This window comes from Methyloceanibacter marginalis (assembly GCF_001723295.1).
Taxonomy (GTDB): Bacteria; Pseudomonadota; Alphaproteobacteria; order Rhizobiales; family Methyloligellaceae; genus Methyloceanibacter; species Methyloceanibacter marginalis.
In genome coordinates, this window is sequence record NZ_LPWD01000098.1 from 1 (window position 1) to 14127 (window position 14127).

General features: G+C 64.1%; 13 protein-coding genes and 4 pseudogenes. 10 read left to right on the top strand and 7 right to left on the bottom strand.

Annotated features, from left to right (window positions below; genetic code table 11):
• Nucleotides 1-152: 152 nt before the first annotated feature.
• The 4 genes and pseudogenes from AUC71_RS22925 to rpmG form a co-directional block, all read left to right on the top strand.
• Nucleotides 153-497, top strand: a pseudogene (locus AUC71_RS22925) (ribonuclease R); the annotation flags it as partial.
• 119 nt (nucleotides 498-616) lie between these two features.
• Nucleotides 617-2355: pseudogene (locus tag AUC71_RS17350) on the top strand (ribonuclease R family protein).
• A complete protein-coding gene (locus AUC71_RS04460) occupies nucleotides 2274-2585 on the top strand; it encodes a DUF983 domain-containing protein (protein ID WP_483127798.1) in 312 nt (103 codons plus the stop codon). Before AUC71_RS17350 ends, AUC71_RS04460 begins: the two are co-directional and overlap by 82 nt.
• Nucleotides 2586-2647: 62 nt before the next feature.
• The gene (gene rpmG, locus AUC71_RS04465; RefSeq protein ID WP_069623294.1) at nucleotides 2648-2815 is read left to right on the top strand and encodes a 50S ribosomal protein L33; all 168 of its coding nucleotides are present in this window, start codon (nucleotides 2648-2650) and stop codon (nucleotides 2813-2815) included.
• A gap of 551 nt (nucleotides 2816-3366) precedes the next feature.
• Here the strand turns inward: rpmG and AUC71_RS04470 are convergent.
• From AUC71_RS04470 to AUC71_RS22565, 3 genes and pseudogenes are all read right to left on the bottom strand, one after another.
• Complete coding sequence (locus AUC71_RS04470; RefSeq protein ID WP_069623301.1) at nucleotides 3367-4755, bottom strand: PleD family two-component system response regulator; 1389 nt, start codon at nucleotides 4753-4755, stop codon at nucleotides 3367-3369.
• Entirely contained in the window at nucleotides 4742-5116 is a 375-nt protein-coding gene (locus AUC71_RS04475; protein WP_069623302.1) for a response regulator, read from the bottom strand. Before AUC71_RS04475 ends, AUC71_RS04470 begins: the two co-directional genes overlap by 14 nt.
• Before the next feature lie 234 nt (nucleotides 5117-5350).
• Nucleotides 5351-6195, bottom strand: a pseudogene (locus AUC71_RS22565) (cell envelope integrity EipB family protein).
• A gap of 164 nt (nucleotides 6196-6359) precedes the next feature.
• Between AUC71_RS22565 and AUC71_RS04485 the strand changes: the two are divergent.
• The 3 genes from AUC71_RS04485 (at nucleotide 6360) to AUC71_RS04495 (ending at nucleotide 8827) form a co-directional block, all read left to right on the top strand.
• Nucleotides 6360-6824, top strand: a complete 465-nt coding sequence (locus AUC71_RS04485) for a RidA family protein (RefSeq protein WP_069623295.1) — start codon at nucleotides 6360-6362, stop codon at nucleotides 6822-6824.
• An 89-nt stretch (nucleotides 6825-6913) separates the two neighbouring features.
• Complete coding sequence (locus AUC71_RS04490; protein WP_280139275.1) at nucleotides 6914-7585, top strand: glycerophosphodiester phosphodiesterase family protein; 672 nt, start codon at nucleotides 6914-6916, stop codon at nucleotides 7583-7585.
• Nucleotides 7586-7591: 6 nt separating this feature from the next.
• On the top strand, nucleotides 7592-8827 hold the full coding sequence (locus AUC71_RS04495) for a GNAT family N-acetyltransferase (RefSeq protein ID WP_425283354.1): 1236 nt from the start codon (nucleotides 7592-7594) through the stop codon (nucleotides 8825-8827).
• On the opposite strand, the gene AUC71_RS18540 is transcribed toward AUC71_RS04495, so the two are convergent.
• Complete coding sequence (locus tag AUC71_RS18540; RefSeq protein ID WP_069623296.1) at nucleotides 8824-9024, bottom strand: dodecin family protein; 201 nt, start codon at nucleotides 9022-9024, stop codon at nucleotides 8824-8826. The genes AUC71_RS04495 and AUC71_RS18540 overlap by 4 nt on opposite strands.
• A gap of 206 nt (nucleotides 9025-9230) precedes the next feature.
• Between AUC71_RS18540 and AUC71_RS04505 the strand changes: the two genes are divergently transcribed.
• Nucleotides 9231-9650, top strand: coding sequence for an HIT family protein (locus tag AUC71_RS04505; protein WP_069623297.1), 420 nt, complete (start codon nucleotides 9231-9233; stop codon nucleotides 9648-9650).
• 67 nt (nucleotides 9651-9717) lie between these two features.
• On the opposite strand, the gene clpA is transcribed toward AUC71_RS04505, so the two are convergent.
• From clpA to AUC71_RS04520, 3 genes are all read right to left on the bottom strand, one after another.
• Entirely contained in the window at nucleotides 9718-12129 is a 2412-nt protein-coding gene (gene clpA, locus AUC71_RS04510) for an ATP-dependent Clp protease ATP-binding subunit ClpA (RefSeq protein WP_069623298.1), read from the bottom strand.
• A gap of 7 nt (nucleotides 12130-12136) precedes the next feature.
• Nucleotides 12137-12466, bottom strand: a complete 330-nt coding sequence (clpS, locus tag AUC71_RS04515; RefSeq protein WP_069623299.1) for an ATP-dependent Clp protease adapter ClpS — start codon at nucleotides 12464-12466, stop codon at nucleotides 12137-12139.
• A gap of 231 nt (nucleotides 12467-12697) precedes the next feature.
• The gene (locus tag AUC71_RS04520; RefSeq protein WP_342021796.1) at nucleotides 12698-12922 is read right to left on the bottom strand and encodes a phasin family protein; all 225 of its coding nucleotides are present in this window, start codon (nucleotides 12920-12922) and stop codon (nucleotides 12698-12700) included.
• Nucleotides 12923-13342: 420 nt separating this feature from the next.
• Between AUC71_RS04520 and AUC71_RS21780 the strand changes: the two genes are divergently transcribed.
• Together AUC71_RS21780 and AUC71_RS21785 are read left to right on the top strand one after the other, a co-directional pair.
• Nucleotides 13343-13687 carry a D-alanyl-D-alanine carboxypeptidase family protein gene (locus AUC71_RS21780; RefSeq protein ID WP_069623300.1) on the top strand — a complete coding sequence of 115 codons (345 nt, stop codon included), beginning with the start codon at nucleotides 13343-13345 and terminating at the stop codon, nucleotides 13685-13687.
• Nucleotides 13621-14127, top strand: a pseudogene (locus AUC71_RS21785) (D-alanyl-D-alanine carboxypeptidase family protein); the annotation flags it as partial. The gene AUC71_RS21780 and the pseudogene AUC71_RS21785, both read left to right, overlap by 67 nt.

Consider the following 14127-nt stretch of genomic DNA (forward strand, 5'->3'; position numbering starts at 1 on the left):
GTCTCATCCGCCGGCTCGCGGCGCAAGCGCGCCGCCCCGCGCCCCTGCCCCCCGGTCACCGGTGGTGGAGATCACGGCCGCGACGCCGACGGCGAGTTCGCGCCCGGCCCGCCACCTGGGACGACGAGCACGGACCGGCCCCGCGCATCCTCATGGTCGAGAGCAAGCAGGATCAAGGGCCTGCCGCGGGCATCGGCGACCGCGTGCTGGCGCGTATCACCGCGCTCGGCGCGGACGCCGACTATCCCTATCAGGCGCGCACTATCAAGCGCCTGCCGCGCACCACCTCGCGCAGCCTGCTCGGCATCTTCCGCGCGCTTCGGGACGGCCGCGGCGTCATCGATCCCATCGATAAGAAGCAGCTGAAGGAATGGACCGTGCCGCGTGGCGCCACCGGCGACGCCGAGAACGGCGAGCTGGTCCGCTTCGAGATCGCCCGCTCCGCCCGCTACGGCGTACCGGCGGCGCGCATCGTCGAGCGGCTCGGAAACCCGGAAGCGCAACAGTCCATCAGCCTGATCGCGCTGCACGCCCATGGCGTTCCCGATGTCTTTCCGCCGGCCGTCGTCGCCGAGGCCGACGCGGCAAGGAGGTCACTCTCGGCCGCCGCGAAGACTTGCGCGACGTTCCGCTCATTACGATCGACCCGGCGGACGCACGCGACCACGACGACGCGGTGTGGGCCGAGGCCGACCCCGATGCCAGAAACCGCGGGGGCTGGGTCGTCATCGTCGCCATCGCCGACGTGGCCCATTACGTCACCCCCGGCAGCGCCTCGACAAGGAAGCCCGCAAGCGCGGCAACTCGGTCTACTTCCCCGATCGCGTGGTGCCGATGCTGCCGGAGCGCATCTCGAACGATCTGTGCTCGCTGAAGGAAGACGTCCCCCGCCCCTGCCTCGCCGTACGCATGGTTTTCGACAGAGGCGGGCGAAAGCTCGGTCATCGCTTCTTCCGCGCGCTGATGCGCTCGGCGGCAAGCTTGAGCTACGAGCAGGCCCAGGCCGCCATCGACGGCCGGACCGACGAGACCACGGGGCCGTTGCTCGACACGGTGCTGCGCCCGCTGTGGGGCGCCTATGCCAGCCTCGTCCTGTCGCGCACCGAACGGGGACCGCTCGACCTCGATCTGCCGGAGCGTAAGATCCTGCTCGACGACAAGGGACAGGTCCGCGCCGTCACGACCCCGCCCCGGCTCGACGCCCATCGCCTCATCGAAGAGTTCATGATCCAGGCGAACGTAGCCGCGGCCGAGGCGCTCGAAGCCAAGCGCTCGCCGCTGATCTATCGCGTGCATGACGCACCCTCGAAGGAGAAGCTCGTGGCGCTGGGCGAGTTCCTTTCGACCATCGGCATGAACTTGCCCAAGGCCGGCACGCTCAAGCCTGCTCAGTTCAATCGCATTCTCGCGGAGACCCGGGCCACGCCCACCGCGGAGCTCGTCGGCGAAGTGGTCCTGCGCAGCCAATCCCAGGCCGAATACAGCCCGCAAAATCTCGGGCATTTCGGTCTCAACTTGCGGCGCTACGCCCATTTCACCTCGCCCATTCGCCGCTACGCCGATCTCATCGTGCATCGCGCCCTGATCCGCGCCTTTGACCTGGGCGCTGGCGGCCTCGCGGATAAGGAAATGGAGGAGCTGGAAGAGATCGCCGGCGCTATCTCCGATACGGAGCGGCGGGCCATGGCGGCCGAGCGGGACACCGCCGACCGTCTGATTGCCGCCTTTCTCGCCGACCGCATCGGCGCCGCGTTTCCCGCCCGGGTGTCGGGGCTCGTGCGCACCGGCCTGTTTGTGCGCCTCGCCGAAACTGGAGCGGATGGCTTCGTCCCCGCGTCGGGCATCGGGCACGAATATTTCTACCATGACGAGGTCCGCCGGGCCCTGGTCGGCGAGGATACGGGCCTTGCCTATCAGCTCGGCGACCCGGTCGAGGTCCGCCTGGTCGAGGCAATCCCGACCGCCGGAGCGCTACGTTTTGACATGTTGAGCGAAGGCCGTCAGATCGGTACGAAACAGGGTCGCCAGAGGCCCCCGGCAAAGGGCCGCGGCGGCAACCTCGCCGGAGCAACGCCCCTCGAGGCAAGTCCCGTGACGGAAAGTCCCGTGGCGGCAAGAAGCGCCGCTAGGCAACGGCCAGGAGGATCAAGTCCATGCAGAAGCAAGACGGCCGCTCGACAGGCCCCCGGTCGCTACAGCAGGCGCTCCTGCGCGGCGCCATGCTCAAATGCCCGGCCTGCGGGGTCGGCGGCCTGTTCCACCGCTATCTCAAGGTGGTCGACCAATGCCCTCAGTGCGGGGAGTCCCTGCACCACCACCGCGCGGACGACGCACCCGCCTACTTTACGATTGTGATCGTGGGCCATGTGGTGGTGAGCCTGGTCCTCGCCGTGGAGATCGCCTATCGGCCGCCTCTGTGGCTCCATGCGGCGCTGTGGATGCCCTTGACCCTGGCCCTCGCCCTTGTGCTGCTGGCGCCCATCAAGGGGCTCCTGGTGGCCCTGCAATGGGCCCTCCTGATGCACGGCTTCGATCCGGACGCCAAGGAGGAGATCGGGGACCGCCTGGCGCCCCCGTCCGCTTGACTTCCGGCCGCGACCCAGTAGTTTCGCGCCAAATCCGCTGACAGAATTCATTTGAGGACGAAATGGCGAAGTCCGTCACCCAGAAGATCAAGCTCGTGAGTAGCGCCGGTACGGGCTACTACTACGTGACCAAGAAGAATCCGCGCAATCAGACCGAAAAAATGAACTTCAAGAAATACGATCCGGTCGCGCGCAAGCACGTCGAGTTCAAAGAAGCCAAAATCAAGTAGCTGCGCTGCGCGTTGCCGCGCGCCGCCACGTCTCCGCCCGCGCGCTGAGGCGCGTATCCGCATGCCCGAAAGGGCCGGCGAGACAACCGGATGAGTGGGAAAAAGGCCGCCTAAGAAGGTGGCCGGTCGAAACGCGGCGCTAACGAGGAGGCCACTCAACCGCGCTCCGACCGGCCAAACCCCACGGACCCAGGAGATGCGGCGGACCTGAGCACTCCGTAGGGCTGTTCTGTCATGGAAGGGGAAAGATCGAGGCAGCGTCTCGCTAAGTTGCGCGCATGCCCTCAACCATTCGTCGCCTCCCACGCCAATTCCTAAGAACTGAGTCAAATCATAAAAGAACGAATGGAAGAACGGAATCAATCGTCCTATTTTGCTTAATACGACAAATCACGAGGCATTGTAAAGCCTTAAGCACTACGCCTCAGTTACAAGGTCAAGAAGCGAACCGAGCCGATTCAAGGCCTTCCGGCCATAGGCTGAGGCATTCGGGCGCAGAAGTGATTCGCGGCGCCCGACCCTGCGGCCTCAGGAGCTGGGGAATTGGCCGCTTAAGCGGCGTCAGCGACGACGCGGTTACGCCCGTCGCGCTTGGCACAGTAGAGCGCCTGATCCGCCCGCCTCAAAATGAGGTCGGGCGTGTCGTCCGCAAACTCAAGCGAAGCCACCCCGACGCTCGCCGTCACCTCGACCGATCCGTGCCGCTCGCCGGCGAAGAATGGCGCCGCAGCGATGCACCGCCGCAGCCGCTCGCCGACCAGATAGGCCTTGTCGATATCCGTGTCCGGCATCACCACGACGAACTCCTCGCCGCCGAGCCGGCAGGCAAGGTCGATGCCGCGAATTATTGCGCTTGAGGCGCACGCCGATTCGCGCAGCACCGCATCGCCCGCATCGTGCCCGTGCGTGTCGTTGATCGCCTTGAAGTGATCGATATCCAGCACCAGCACCGAGAGCGGCCGGCCGCGATGCGCGGACTCTTCGAACAAGGTCTTCAGGTGGCTGCTCATATAGCGGCGATTGTGAAGCGCCGTGAGCGGGTCCAGGACTGCCATCTCCACGGTCTGCTCCAGCCGCGTGCGCAAATAGTCGGTGTAGCGCTTGCGTTTGATCTGCGTCCGCACCCGCGCCAGCAACTCGTTCGCGTCCACCGGCCGGACGATATAGTCGTTCACGCCCATATCGAGGCCGCGCAGCAGGCGCGCCTCCTCGCCGGGCTCGACCACGATCATGATCGGCAGATGGCGCGTGCGATCGAGCGACCGCACTTGGGAGCAGAGCCGCAAGCCGTCCGCATTCTCCAGATTGAGGCTGACGATCAGCAGGTCGTAATTGCCGTCCGGTGCCTCGAGCGCGCGCGCGGGATCGGGCTCGCAGGTGACATGCTGCTCCGTCTCCAGCGCCTTGACCAGGCGGTCGGCCGCCCGCTCGCGATCCTCCACCAGCAGAATGCGGCCTTCGCGGCCGGCCAGCTCGAGGCCCGTGGTCATGGCCGTGGCGACGCCCATCTGTTCCTCGGTGGACGCGCGCATCAACATCTCGTCGGTCAAAAGCTTGAGCCGCGCCAAGTTCTTCACGCGGGTGACGAGCGCGAGATCATCCACCGGCTTCGTCAGAAAATCGTCCGCGCCTGCCTCCAGCCCCCGCAACAGGTCGCTGGGCTGATCGAGTGCCGTCACCATGATGACGGGAATATGCTGGGTGCGCGGCTCGGACTTGAGCTTCCGGCAAACTTCGAACCCGTCCATGCCGGGCATCATCACGTCGAGCAGGACGACATCCGTGCCCTCGCGGGTACAAATCTGCAAAGCATCGGGACCGTTAGGGGCGGTGCGCACCTCGAAATACTCGGCGCTGAGCCGGGCCTCAAGCAGCTTAACATTGGCCTCGACATCGTCGACAACGAGACGCGCGCGGTCATGTCCCCTACCGAGCCTCACCAATGAACTGTTTGACCGTGTCGAGGAACATCGTCACCGAGATTGGTTTCGAGATATAGGCTTCGCAGCCACCCTCGCGGATGCGCTCCTCGTCGCCTTTCATGGCGAAGGCCGTCACCGCGATAACCGGAATTTCCCGCAAGTGGTCGTCCTCTTTCAGCCATTTCGTCACTTCGAGGCCCGACACCTCGGGGAGCTGAATGTCCATCAGAATGAGATCGGGATGATGCTCCCGGGCGAGCTGGAGGGCTTCCACGCCGTTGCGCGTTTGCAGCGTCTCATAGCCATGCGCATCAAGGAGGTCGTGGAAGAGCTTCATGTTCAGCTCGTTGTCCTCGACGATCAGCACAGTTTTGGTCATTGGCATCGGCCCCGGCGATTCTGTCCGGCCATGATTGGCGATCTGGTCATAGTGCACCATGCAGCCGGAGTCGATCTGACCCTCCAAAACATTGTGGCTTCGTCCCCCTTTGATCGGCGGAGTGTCGCCGCAAACCTGTAACCAAACTCTTTAGAGGAGCGGCAAAATGGGCGGAAAACCAAGCTTTTTCGCCTGGATTCGTGGCAAACCGGGCCTAGCGGGCGAGCGCAAGCGTCACTTGCACTCTTTCTCCTTGAGATACTCCAAGGACGTGAGCGTGCCGTGGATCGAGAAATCGCCGTAGTCGATCAGCAGTTCGCGGCTGACGCCGTTCTCGTAAAGCCGGAAATCGATCTGATAGCTCGGCGTGAGGTCGCCCGTGGTCGGCTCGAAATAGCCGATCGACACCGGCCATGACGGCAACGCGCCGAGCTCCTTTTCCTTGGCGGCCGGTTCGAGCTTGCCCGTGTCGCTGCCCGGTTTCACCTTCGAGCCGATAAAGGCGGTCGTCTCGTAGACTTTCCGCCCTTTCTCGGACCCGTCATAGATCCTGGCCTGGAACACGCTCTGGCCTTCGAGGGCCTTCTCGATCAGGGCGATGCTGTGCTGTGTCGGAAAGAAAATGCGGCCTGAGAGATCGAGCTCCGCCGCGCGGGCTGGCTGAGTTTGACTTTGACGGCCTCTTGGGGCGCCGCACGCACGGCGCGTCCCATGGTGACGTCACCGAGCTTCTCATTCAGATATTGCGCGGACTGAAAGCGGAATTTCTTGCCGTCGCCCTGCTCCCAGGTCGAGGACCTGAGATCGGTCAGATTGGTCTGGCCTTGCGAGTCGGTCATCTGCGTGACCATGCGCATGTTCAGCGAGTAGCCGTCGCAGGCCGAGCCGGTGAACTCGAACACCATGCGTCCGTCGATGCCGGTAATGCCGGAAGCGGACCGCGCCTCTTCAAGCGTCATCTCATAGATGGCGCGATGGGGCGCCAGCTTGCCCGCGGGGAATGCCTGCGCCTGATAGGCAAGAGCGCAAGCCCCGCCAAACGCCACCATCGCCAGCAAATATCTTCTTCCGCTTGTCATGCGTTCCGCAGTCTCCCCGCCCTGCCCCGGTCGGCAGGGGTCAATTCTTGGCACCAACGGTCCGGCCCGACAAGAGGCCCGTTGCCGGCGAAATCCTTCTGTCAGACTTGCGGGATGAAGGGATTTGCTCAACTCTCCCCGTAACTTCACAACATGGAGGCATCATGGCAGGCACTATCGAGGCTCGGCTGAAAGCCCTCGACCTCGTTCTCCCGGAGGCCAAGGCGGCGATCGGCACCTACGTTCCCTTCGTCCACATGAACGGTCGGCTGCTGATCTCGGGCCAATTGCCCATGAAGGATGGCGCCGTCGCCGTGACCGGCACGCTTGGCAGCGATGTTGAGGTGGACCAAGGCCGGGAGGCGGCCAGGCTGTGCGCCCTCAACATTCTCGCCCAAGCCAAGGCGGCGCTCGGCGACCTCGACCGCATCGTGCAGCTTCTGCGGCTCAATGGCTTTGTGAGCGCGAGCGCCGGATTTGCCGATCACCCCAAGGTGATCAACGGCGCCTCGGACCTCATGGTCGAAGTCCTCGGCGACAAGGGACGCCACACGCGTATCGCCGTGGGCTGCGCGAGCCTGCCCCTTAACGCCGCAGTCGAGATCGATGCGGTTTTTGCCATAGACTAGTTCCCGCACAAGGGACACCTCATGGCCGTGCTTTACTGGCTGAAACGGCCGATCGCTCATCGCGGTCTCCACGACGCGCGCGCGGCGTCATCGAGAACAGCGCTTCCGCGATCAGAGCGGCCATGGGCAAGGGCTACGCCGTCGAGGTCGACCTGCAATGCGCCGCCGGCGACATGCCGGTCGTGTTCCACGACGCGACGCTCGACCGCCTCACCCACGAAAGCGGGCCGGTGTCGGCGCGCGACGTGGAAAGCTTGCGCGCGATCTCGCTGAAAGGAAGCAGCGACAAGATTCTGTCACTTCCCGATCTGCTCGGGAGGGTCGGCGGCTACGTGCCGCTCTTGCTGGAGGTGAAGAGCACTTGGACGCAAGACGGCAAGTTCGAGGCGAACATCGCCAAACAACTCGCCGGCTATAGCGGCCCCGTCGCCGTGATGTCCTTCGATCCTTATTCCGTCGCGGCGTTCCGGCGCGTGGCGCCCGACCTGCCCCGCGGACTCGTGGCCGAACGTTTCGCGAGCGACCACTGGCAAGACCTCTCGCGGCGTCAGCGTTTCGCCATGCGGCATCTCCTCACAGCCGCCTTCGCACGGCCCCACTTCATCGCGTACGATATTCAGGCGCTGCCTGCGGCCGCCCCGCTGATCGCCAAGACCGTGTGCGGGCTGCCGCTGCTGACCTGGACGGTGCGCACGGACGCCGAGCGGGAACGTGCGCTGCGCTATGCCGACGCGATGATCTTCGAAGGAATCGAGCCTTAAAGACTCATGGGCGATATCGAGAGACAGTCCGGGGATGAGAGTGCCGACGCGCCGTCCGTCGTGGTGCGGGTCGCGGGCCGCATCGCCGATATCCCCGCGGCGGACTGGGATGCGTGCGCGGCGGGGGACGGTGCCCTCGAACCCGCCTCAACGCGGCCATCCAACCCATTCGTTTCGCATGCGTTTTTGAAAGCGCTGGAGGACAGCGGCTCGGCCTGCCGCGACACCGGCTGGCTGCCCCAGCATCTTCTCTATGAGGACGGCGACGGCCGTCTGCTCGCCTGCATGCCCTGCTATCTGAAGAGCCACAGCCAAGGGGAATACGTGTTCGATCACGGCTGGGCCGAGGCCTATATGCGCGCCGGCGGGCGCTATTACCCGAAGCTGCAGGCCGCCGTGCCGTTTACGCCGGTGCCCGGCCCGCGCCTTCTGGTGCGCGGCGGCGCAGATCGGCTCGAACGCCAAGCCATCCTGCTGAACGCCGGCCACACGCTGACCCGGGAGCTCGGCGTGTCCTCCCTGCACATCACCTTCATGGCCCGTGACGAGTGGCTCCTCGCCGGCGAGCTCGGCTATCTGCAGCGCACCGACCAGCAGTTCCATTGGAAGAACGAAAACTACGAAACCTTCGACGACTTTCTCGCCGTGCTGTCGTCCCGCAAACGCAAGACCATCAGAAAAGAACGCCGCGCGGCGTTGGAAGACGGCGTCGAGATCGAATGGGTCTCAGGCGGCGATCTCACCGAGGCCCATTGGGACGCGTTCTTCCGCTTCTACATGGATACGGGCGCGCGCAAATGGGGCACGCCCTATCTGACGCGCGAATGCTTCAGCCTGCTTGGGCAGACCATGGCCGACCAATTGCTGCTCGTGCTAGCTAAGCGCGATGGCGACTACATCGCCGGCGCGCTCAACGTCATCGGTGCGGACACGCTCTATGGCCGCTACTGGGGCGCCACCGAGACGCAGGATTTTCTGCACTTCGAGGTCTGCTACTACCAGGCGATCGATTATGCGATCCAGCACCGGCTGGCATGGGTCGAGGCCGGCGCCCAAGGCGGCCACAAGCTTGCGCGCGGCTACCTGCCCGTGGAGACCTACAGCGCCCACTACATCGCCGATCGGGCTTGGCCCGCGCCGTCGCCGAGTATCTTGCGCGCGAACGGCGCGCGTCGCGCACGAAGCGGCCCTCCTCACCGAGGAGTCGCCCTATCGCCGCGACCGCAGCTGACGCCGCCCTAGTCGAGCACGAACGAGATTTTGCCGTTGATGCGGTACTTCTTGATCTTGCCGTTCTCGACGGAGGCCTCGAGGTTCTTGATGTAGATCGACTTGACGTTGCGCACGCTCTTATTCGCCGTATCGACGGCGTACTGGGCGGCGTCCTCCCAGCTCTTGTCGGATTCGGCCAGGACTTCGATCACCTTCAGCATGGACATGGGGTTCCTCCTTAGGGGCTGGGATTTAAAGAAAGTCTTTTCCGTTCCGCAGCTTAACGAGCATAGCGGCGCCTTCCCCGCCTTGATAGGAATCAATGGATGGCGTCCGGCAAAGTTCCGCTCGCCCGCGCGCGAAAGCCGGGTATCAGGCGTCCGCCGCTTCGCTATAACCGGCCCAACAGCCTGACGCGCGGAAGGAGGCACGCATGGCGGCCTATGACCCGGACAACATCTTCGCCAAGATCCTGAAAGGCGAGGTCCCCTGCCACAAGCTCTACGAGGACGCCGACACCCTCGCCTTCCTCGACATCATGCCGCGCACCGAAGGCCACACCCTGGTCATCACCAAGGAAAGCGCGCCGGACCTGTTCGGCATCTCGCCGCAAGGCTTGGGCAAGCTCATGGCGGTGGTGCAGGCGCTCGCGCCGAAGATCAAGACGGCGGTCGGCGCCGACGGCGTGCTCATCCAGCAGTTCAACGGCGCGGCGGCGGGACAGACCGTGTTCCACCTGCACGTCCACATCCTGCCGATCAAGGACGGCGTGCCGCTGAGGCCTCAGGAAACCGGCATGGCAGAGCCGGACGCGCTCGCCATGACGGCCGAGAAGATCCGGGCCTCTCTCTGACCCAAAAAGCGAATGGCCGGGACAAGCCCGGCCATTGCACGTTCAACACAACGAGATCGCGAAGCGTCTAGCTTTCGCCGAGCGGCACTTTCGGCACCGAGCTCGACCCGGACCTGGCGCCGCCGCGCGGCTTCTTCGCCCGCTTGGCCCGCGGCTTCTTGGCGCCGCCGTCGGGATCGCGCGGCTTGATGGGCGCGTCGGGCTTGATGTAGTCGAAGCCGAGCGCCTTCTCGCCGTCCTTCTCCTCGACCAGCACGCGCACCGTGCCGCCATCCTTCAGCGCGCCGAACAGGATCTCCTCGGCCAGCGGCTTCTTGATGTATTCCTGGATCACGCGCGCCAGCGGCCGTGCGCCGAACTTGTCGTCGTAGCCCTTCTCGGCAAGCCACTCATTGGCCTCCGGCGTCAGCTCGATGGTGATGTTGCGGTCGCCGAGCTGAGCCTCCAGTTGGAACACGAACTTCTCGACCACCTGCGAGATGACCGCAGGCGGCAGCGCGCCGAACGGAATGATCGCATCGAGCCGGTTGCGGAACTCCGGCGAGAACAGGCGGTTGATCGCCTCCTCGTCGTCGCCCTCGCGCTTGGACCGGTTGAAGCCGATGGCGGCCTTGGCCATGTCGGTCGCGCCCGCGTTGGTGGTCATGATCAAGATCACGTTCTGGAAGTCGACATGCTTGCCGTTATGGTCGGTCAGCTTGCCGTGATCCATCACCTGCAACAGGATGTTGAACAGGTCCGGATGCGCCTTCTCGATCTCGTCCAAGAGCAGCACGCAGTGCGGATGCTGATCGACGCCGTCGGTCAAAAGACCGCCCTGATCGAAGCCCACATAGCCGGGAGGCGCGCCGATCAGCCGTGAGACCGTGTGGCGCTCCATGTACTCGCTCATATCGAAGCGCAGCAGCTCCACGCCGAGCAGCGTGGCGAGCTGGCGGGCGACCTCCGTCTTGCCGACGCCCGTGGGGCCGGAGAACATGTAGTTGCCGATCGGCTTGCCCGGCTCGCGGAGCCCGGCGCGCGACAGCTTGATCGCGGCGCCTAAAGCCTCGATGGCCTTGTCCTGGCCGAACACGACGCGCTTCAGGTCGTCGTCGATGGCCCGCAGCACCTCGGCGTCGGTCTTGGAGATGGTCTTGGGCGGAATCCGCGCCATGGTGGCGATGGTCACCTCCACCTCCTTGACGCCGATCGTCTTCCGCCGCTGGCGCTCGGGCAGCAGCATCTGCGAGGCGCCCGTCTCGTCGATTACGTCGATCGCCTTGTCGGGCAGCTTGCGGTCGTGGATGTACTTCGCCGACAGCTCCACCGCCGACTTGATCGCCTGGTTCGTGTAGCGGATGCGGTGGAAGTCCTCGAAATACGGTTTCAGACCTTTGAGGATCTCGATCGTGTCCGGCACCGACGGCTCGTTCACGTCGATCTTCTGGAACCGCCGCACCAGCGCCCGGTCCTTCTCGAAGTGCTGCCGGTATTCCTTGTAGGTGGTCGAGCCGATACAGCGCAGCGAGCCGGACTGAAGCGCGGGCTTCAGCAGGTTCGAGGCGTCCATGGCGCCGCCCGAGGTGGCGCCGGCCGCGATCACCGTGTGGATCTCGTCGATGAACATGATCGCGCCCGGGAAGTTCTCGATCTCGCGCATCACGGCCTTCAGCCGCTCCTCGAAATCGCCGCGGTAGCGGGTGCCCGCCAGCAGCGCGCCCATGTCGAGCTGGAAGATGGTCGCGTCCATGAGAACGTCGGGCACGTCGCCCATGACGATGCGCCGCGCGAGACCCTCGGCGATGGCCGTCTTGCCCACGCCGGGATCGCCCACGAAGAGCGGGTTGTTCTTCTGGCGGCGGCACAGCACCTGGATGGTGCGCTGGATCTCGGACGCCCGCCCGATCAAGGGATCGATGCGTCCCGCACGCGCCTTCTGGTTCAGGTTGATGCAATAGACTTCGAGGGCGTCGGCGCCGCGCTTCTTCTCCTCGCCGCCCTCCACCGTCGCCGCGTCGTCGTCCACGCCGCGGACGGTCCGGGGCTCGGACATGCCGCCGCGCTTGGCGATGCCGTGGCTGATGTAGTTGACCGCATCGAAGCGGGTCATGTGCTGCTCTTGCAGGAAGAACGCCGCGTGGCTCTCCCGCTCGGCGAAGATGGCGACGAGCACGTTGGCCCCGGTCACCTCCTCGCGGCCGCTGGACTGCACATGGGCCACCGCGCGGTGGATCACCCGCTGGAAGCCGGCCGTCGGCTGGGCGTCTCCGTGGGTGTCGAGCACCAGGCCCGACAGTTCGTTGTCGATATAACCGGTCAGCTTGTCGCGCAGGAGATCGAGGTCCACGTCGCAGGCGCGCATCACCGCCGCCGCGTCACGATCGTCGATCAACGACAGCAGCAAATGCTCGAGCGTCGCATATTCATGGCTGCGCTCGTTCGCATATTGAAGCGCCCGCCGCAAACCCTGCTCAAGACTGGTCGAAAACGAAGCCACGGAATTCCTACTCTTTCTCCATCGTGCACTGAAGCGGATGCTCGTGCTGACGGGCGAAGCTCGTCACCTGCGCTACTTTAGTCTCGGCGACCTCGTAAGTGTAGACCCCGCAGATACCCACGCCCTTTTGATGCACGTGGAGCATGATACGGGTCGCCTCTTCGGGAGGCTTGTTGAAAAACCGCTCCAGAACGTACACGACGAAATCCATCGGCGTGTAGTCGTCGTTCAGCAGCAACACCTTGTAGAGGCTCGGCCGCTTGGTCTTCGACCGCGTCTTGGTGATGATGTGGGTGCCGGTGTCGTCGTCCCGGCGCGTGTCGCCGTTGCGCGCCATCGTCAGCCTTTATGTGGGCTCGCGTCTCTCGACTTCCAAGAGAGGGCCCTGTCGTTGCGAAAAACCATCCTGCTTCATACTAGCGTGATCGCGCCAAGGGCGGCAAATCGGCTAGATGCCACATCCTAACACAGGAGGGGTTGCCGACAGGAAAACGGCAACAGACGACAAAAAAGGCCCGGAGCGAAGCTCGGGCCTTTTCCGATAGGAGAAGATGGAGCTTGATTCGCGCTACGATGCCTTCTTCGTCATGGCAGCCTCGACCGGCTTGTAGGCATCCTTGGCCAGGCCGACATACATTTCGCCGATCTTGGACATCTCGGCCATGTAGGTGTCGTAAGCCTTCTTGGCGTACTGAGACTGGATCTCAACGGCCTGCTCGACCGACTTGCAGCCAACCAGCTGCTCGAAAACACGCGTGGAGTCCTCGAATGCCTTCTTGGAGTAATCGGTCATCTCAGCGGCAATAGCTGGAAGCCCTTGTTCATCTCGCCAAACGAGCGCACGTAAGCGTCGAAGCCGTCCTTGCCGACTTTCTGAAACTCTTCGAAACCTTTGAGCATGGGGCCCTCTTCGAACTTGGTTATGTGGGATTGCTGCGAACGCGAAAACATATATATGCGTTGCACAAAAAAACGTCAACCTTAAATTTTGCACTGCACAAAAACTTACTTCCCCTCCGCTTAACGCTTTGGCAATAGCCCAAATTTAGCCTTCCCCTTTCCGGCCTCGACGCTCGCCACCGGCTAGACACGAGCGACACGATAGGCCGGGGGGCGCGCGCCTCAGGCCCGCGGGGGGATGGTTGTCAAAACGGGGGGGAAGGCCTAGCCTTCAGTATTCGTGGAAGTTCGTAAGCGTATTTTTTGGGCGCCGATGCGCCGCTTTGGTCGCCTCACCATTGCGCTCCTGCTCAGCTTTGGGGCAGCGCTGGCGCCGGTGAGTGAGGCGGTGGCCGACAGCAGGATCAAGGCCGCCATCATCGTCGATGCCAACACCAACAACGTGCTCTATTCGAGCTCGGCCGACGTGCTGCGCTCGCCGGCCTCCCTCACCAAGATCATGACTCTCTACGTGCTGTTCGCCTACATGCGGGCGGCAAGCTCACGCCCAACACCGAGCTCAAGGTCACGGCCCACGCGGCCGCCCAGGCGCCGACCAAGCTTGGCCTCAAGCCCGGCTCCACCATCAAGGTGGACGATGCCATCAAGGCCCTGGTGACCAAATCCGCCAATGACGCGGCGGCGGTCATCGCCGAGAACCTGGCGGGCACCGAGGAAAATTTCGGGCGCGTGATGACCCAGACGGCCCGCAACCTCGGCATGAAGAACACGACGTTCCGCAACGCCTCGGGCCTCCCCAACGACGAACAGCTCACCACCGCCCGCGACATGGCGATCCTCGCCATGCACATCATGCGCGACTACCCGGAGTATTACGGCGTCTTCAAGACGCAGTACTTTACCTACAAGGGTCGCAAATACCGCAATCACAACCGGCTTCTGTTCGGCTACCGCGGAACGGACGGCATCAAGACGGGCTACACACGCGCCAGCGGCTTCAACCTCACCGCTTCGGTGCAGCGCGGCGACAAGCATCTGGTCGGTGTCGTGTCGGCGGGCGCACGGGCGCAGCGGGATGCCGCCTTGCGCGCCCTCCTC

Bases quoted from the DNA above. Each gene is read 5' to 3' on its own strand.
- rpmG (WP_069623294.1), top strand. From the start codon at position 2,648: ATGGCGAAGTCCGTCACCCAGAAGATCAAGCTCGTGAGTAGCGCCGGT.
- AUC71_RS04475 (WP_069623302.1), bottom strand. From the start codon at position 5,116: ATGACCAAAACTGTGCTGATCGTCGAGGACAACGAGCTGAACATGAAG.
- AUC71_RS04485 (WP_069623295.1), top strand. From the start codon at position 6,360: ATGGCAGGCACTATCGAGGCTCGGCTGAAAGCCCTCGACCTCGTTCTC.
- AUC71_RS04495 (WP_425283354.1), top strand. From the start codon at position 7,592: ATGGGCGATATCGAGAGACAGTCCGGGGATGAGAGTGCCGACGCGCCG.
- AUC71_RS18540 (WP_069623296.1), bottom strand. From the start codon at position 9,024: ATGTCCATGCTGAAGGTGATCGAAGTCCTGGCCGAATCCGACAAGAGC.
- AUC71_RS04505 (WP_069623297.1), top strand. From the start codon at position 9,231: ATGGCGGCCTATGACCCGGACAACATCTTCGCCAAGATCCTGAAAGGC.
- clpS (WP_069623299.1), bottom strand. From the start codon at position 12,466: ATGGCGCGCAACGGCGACACGCGCCGGGACGACGACACCGGCACCCAC.
- AUC71_RS04520 (WP_342021796.1), bottom strand. From the start codon at position 12,922: ATGACCGATTACTCCAAGAAGGCATTCGAGGACTCCACGCGTGTTTTC.
- AUC71_RS21780 (WP_069623300.1), top strand. From the start codon at position 13,343: ATGCGCCGCTTTGGTCGCCTCACCATTGCGCTCCTGCTCAGCTTTGGG.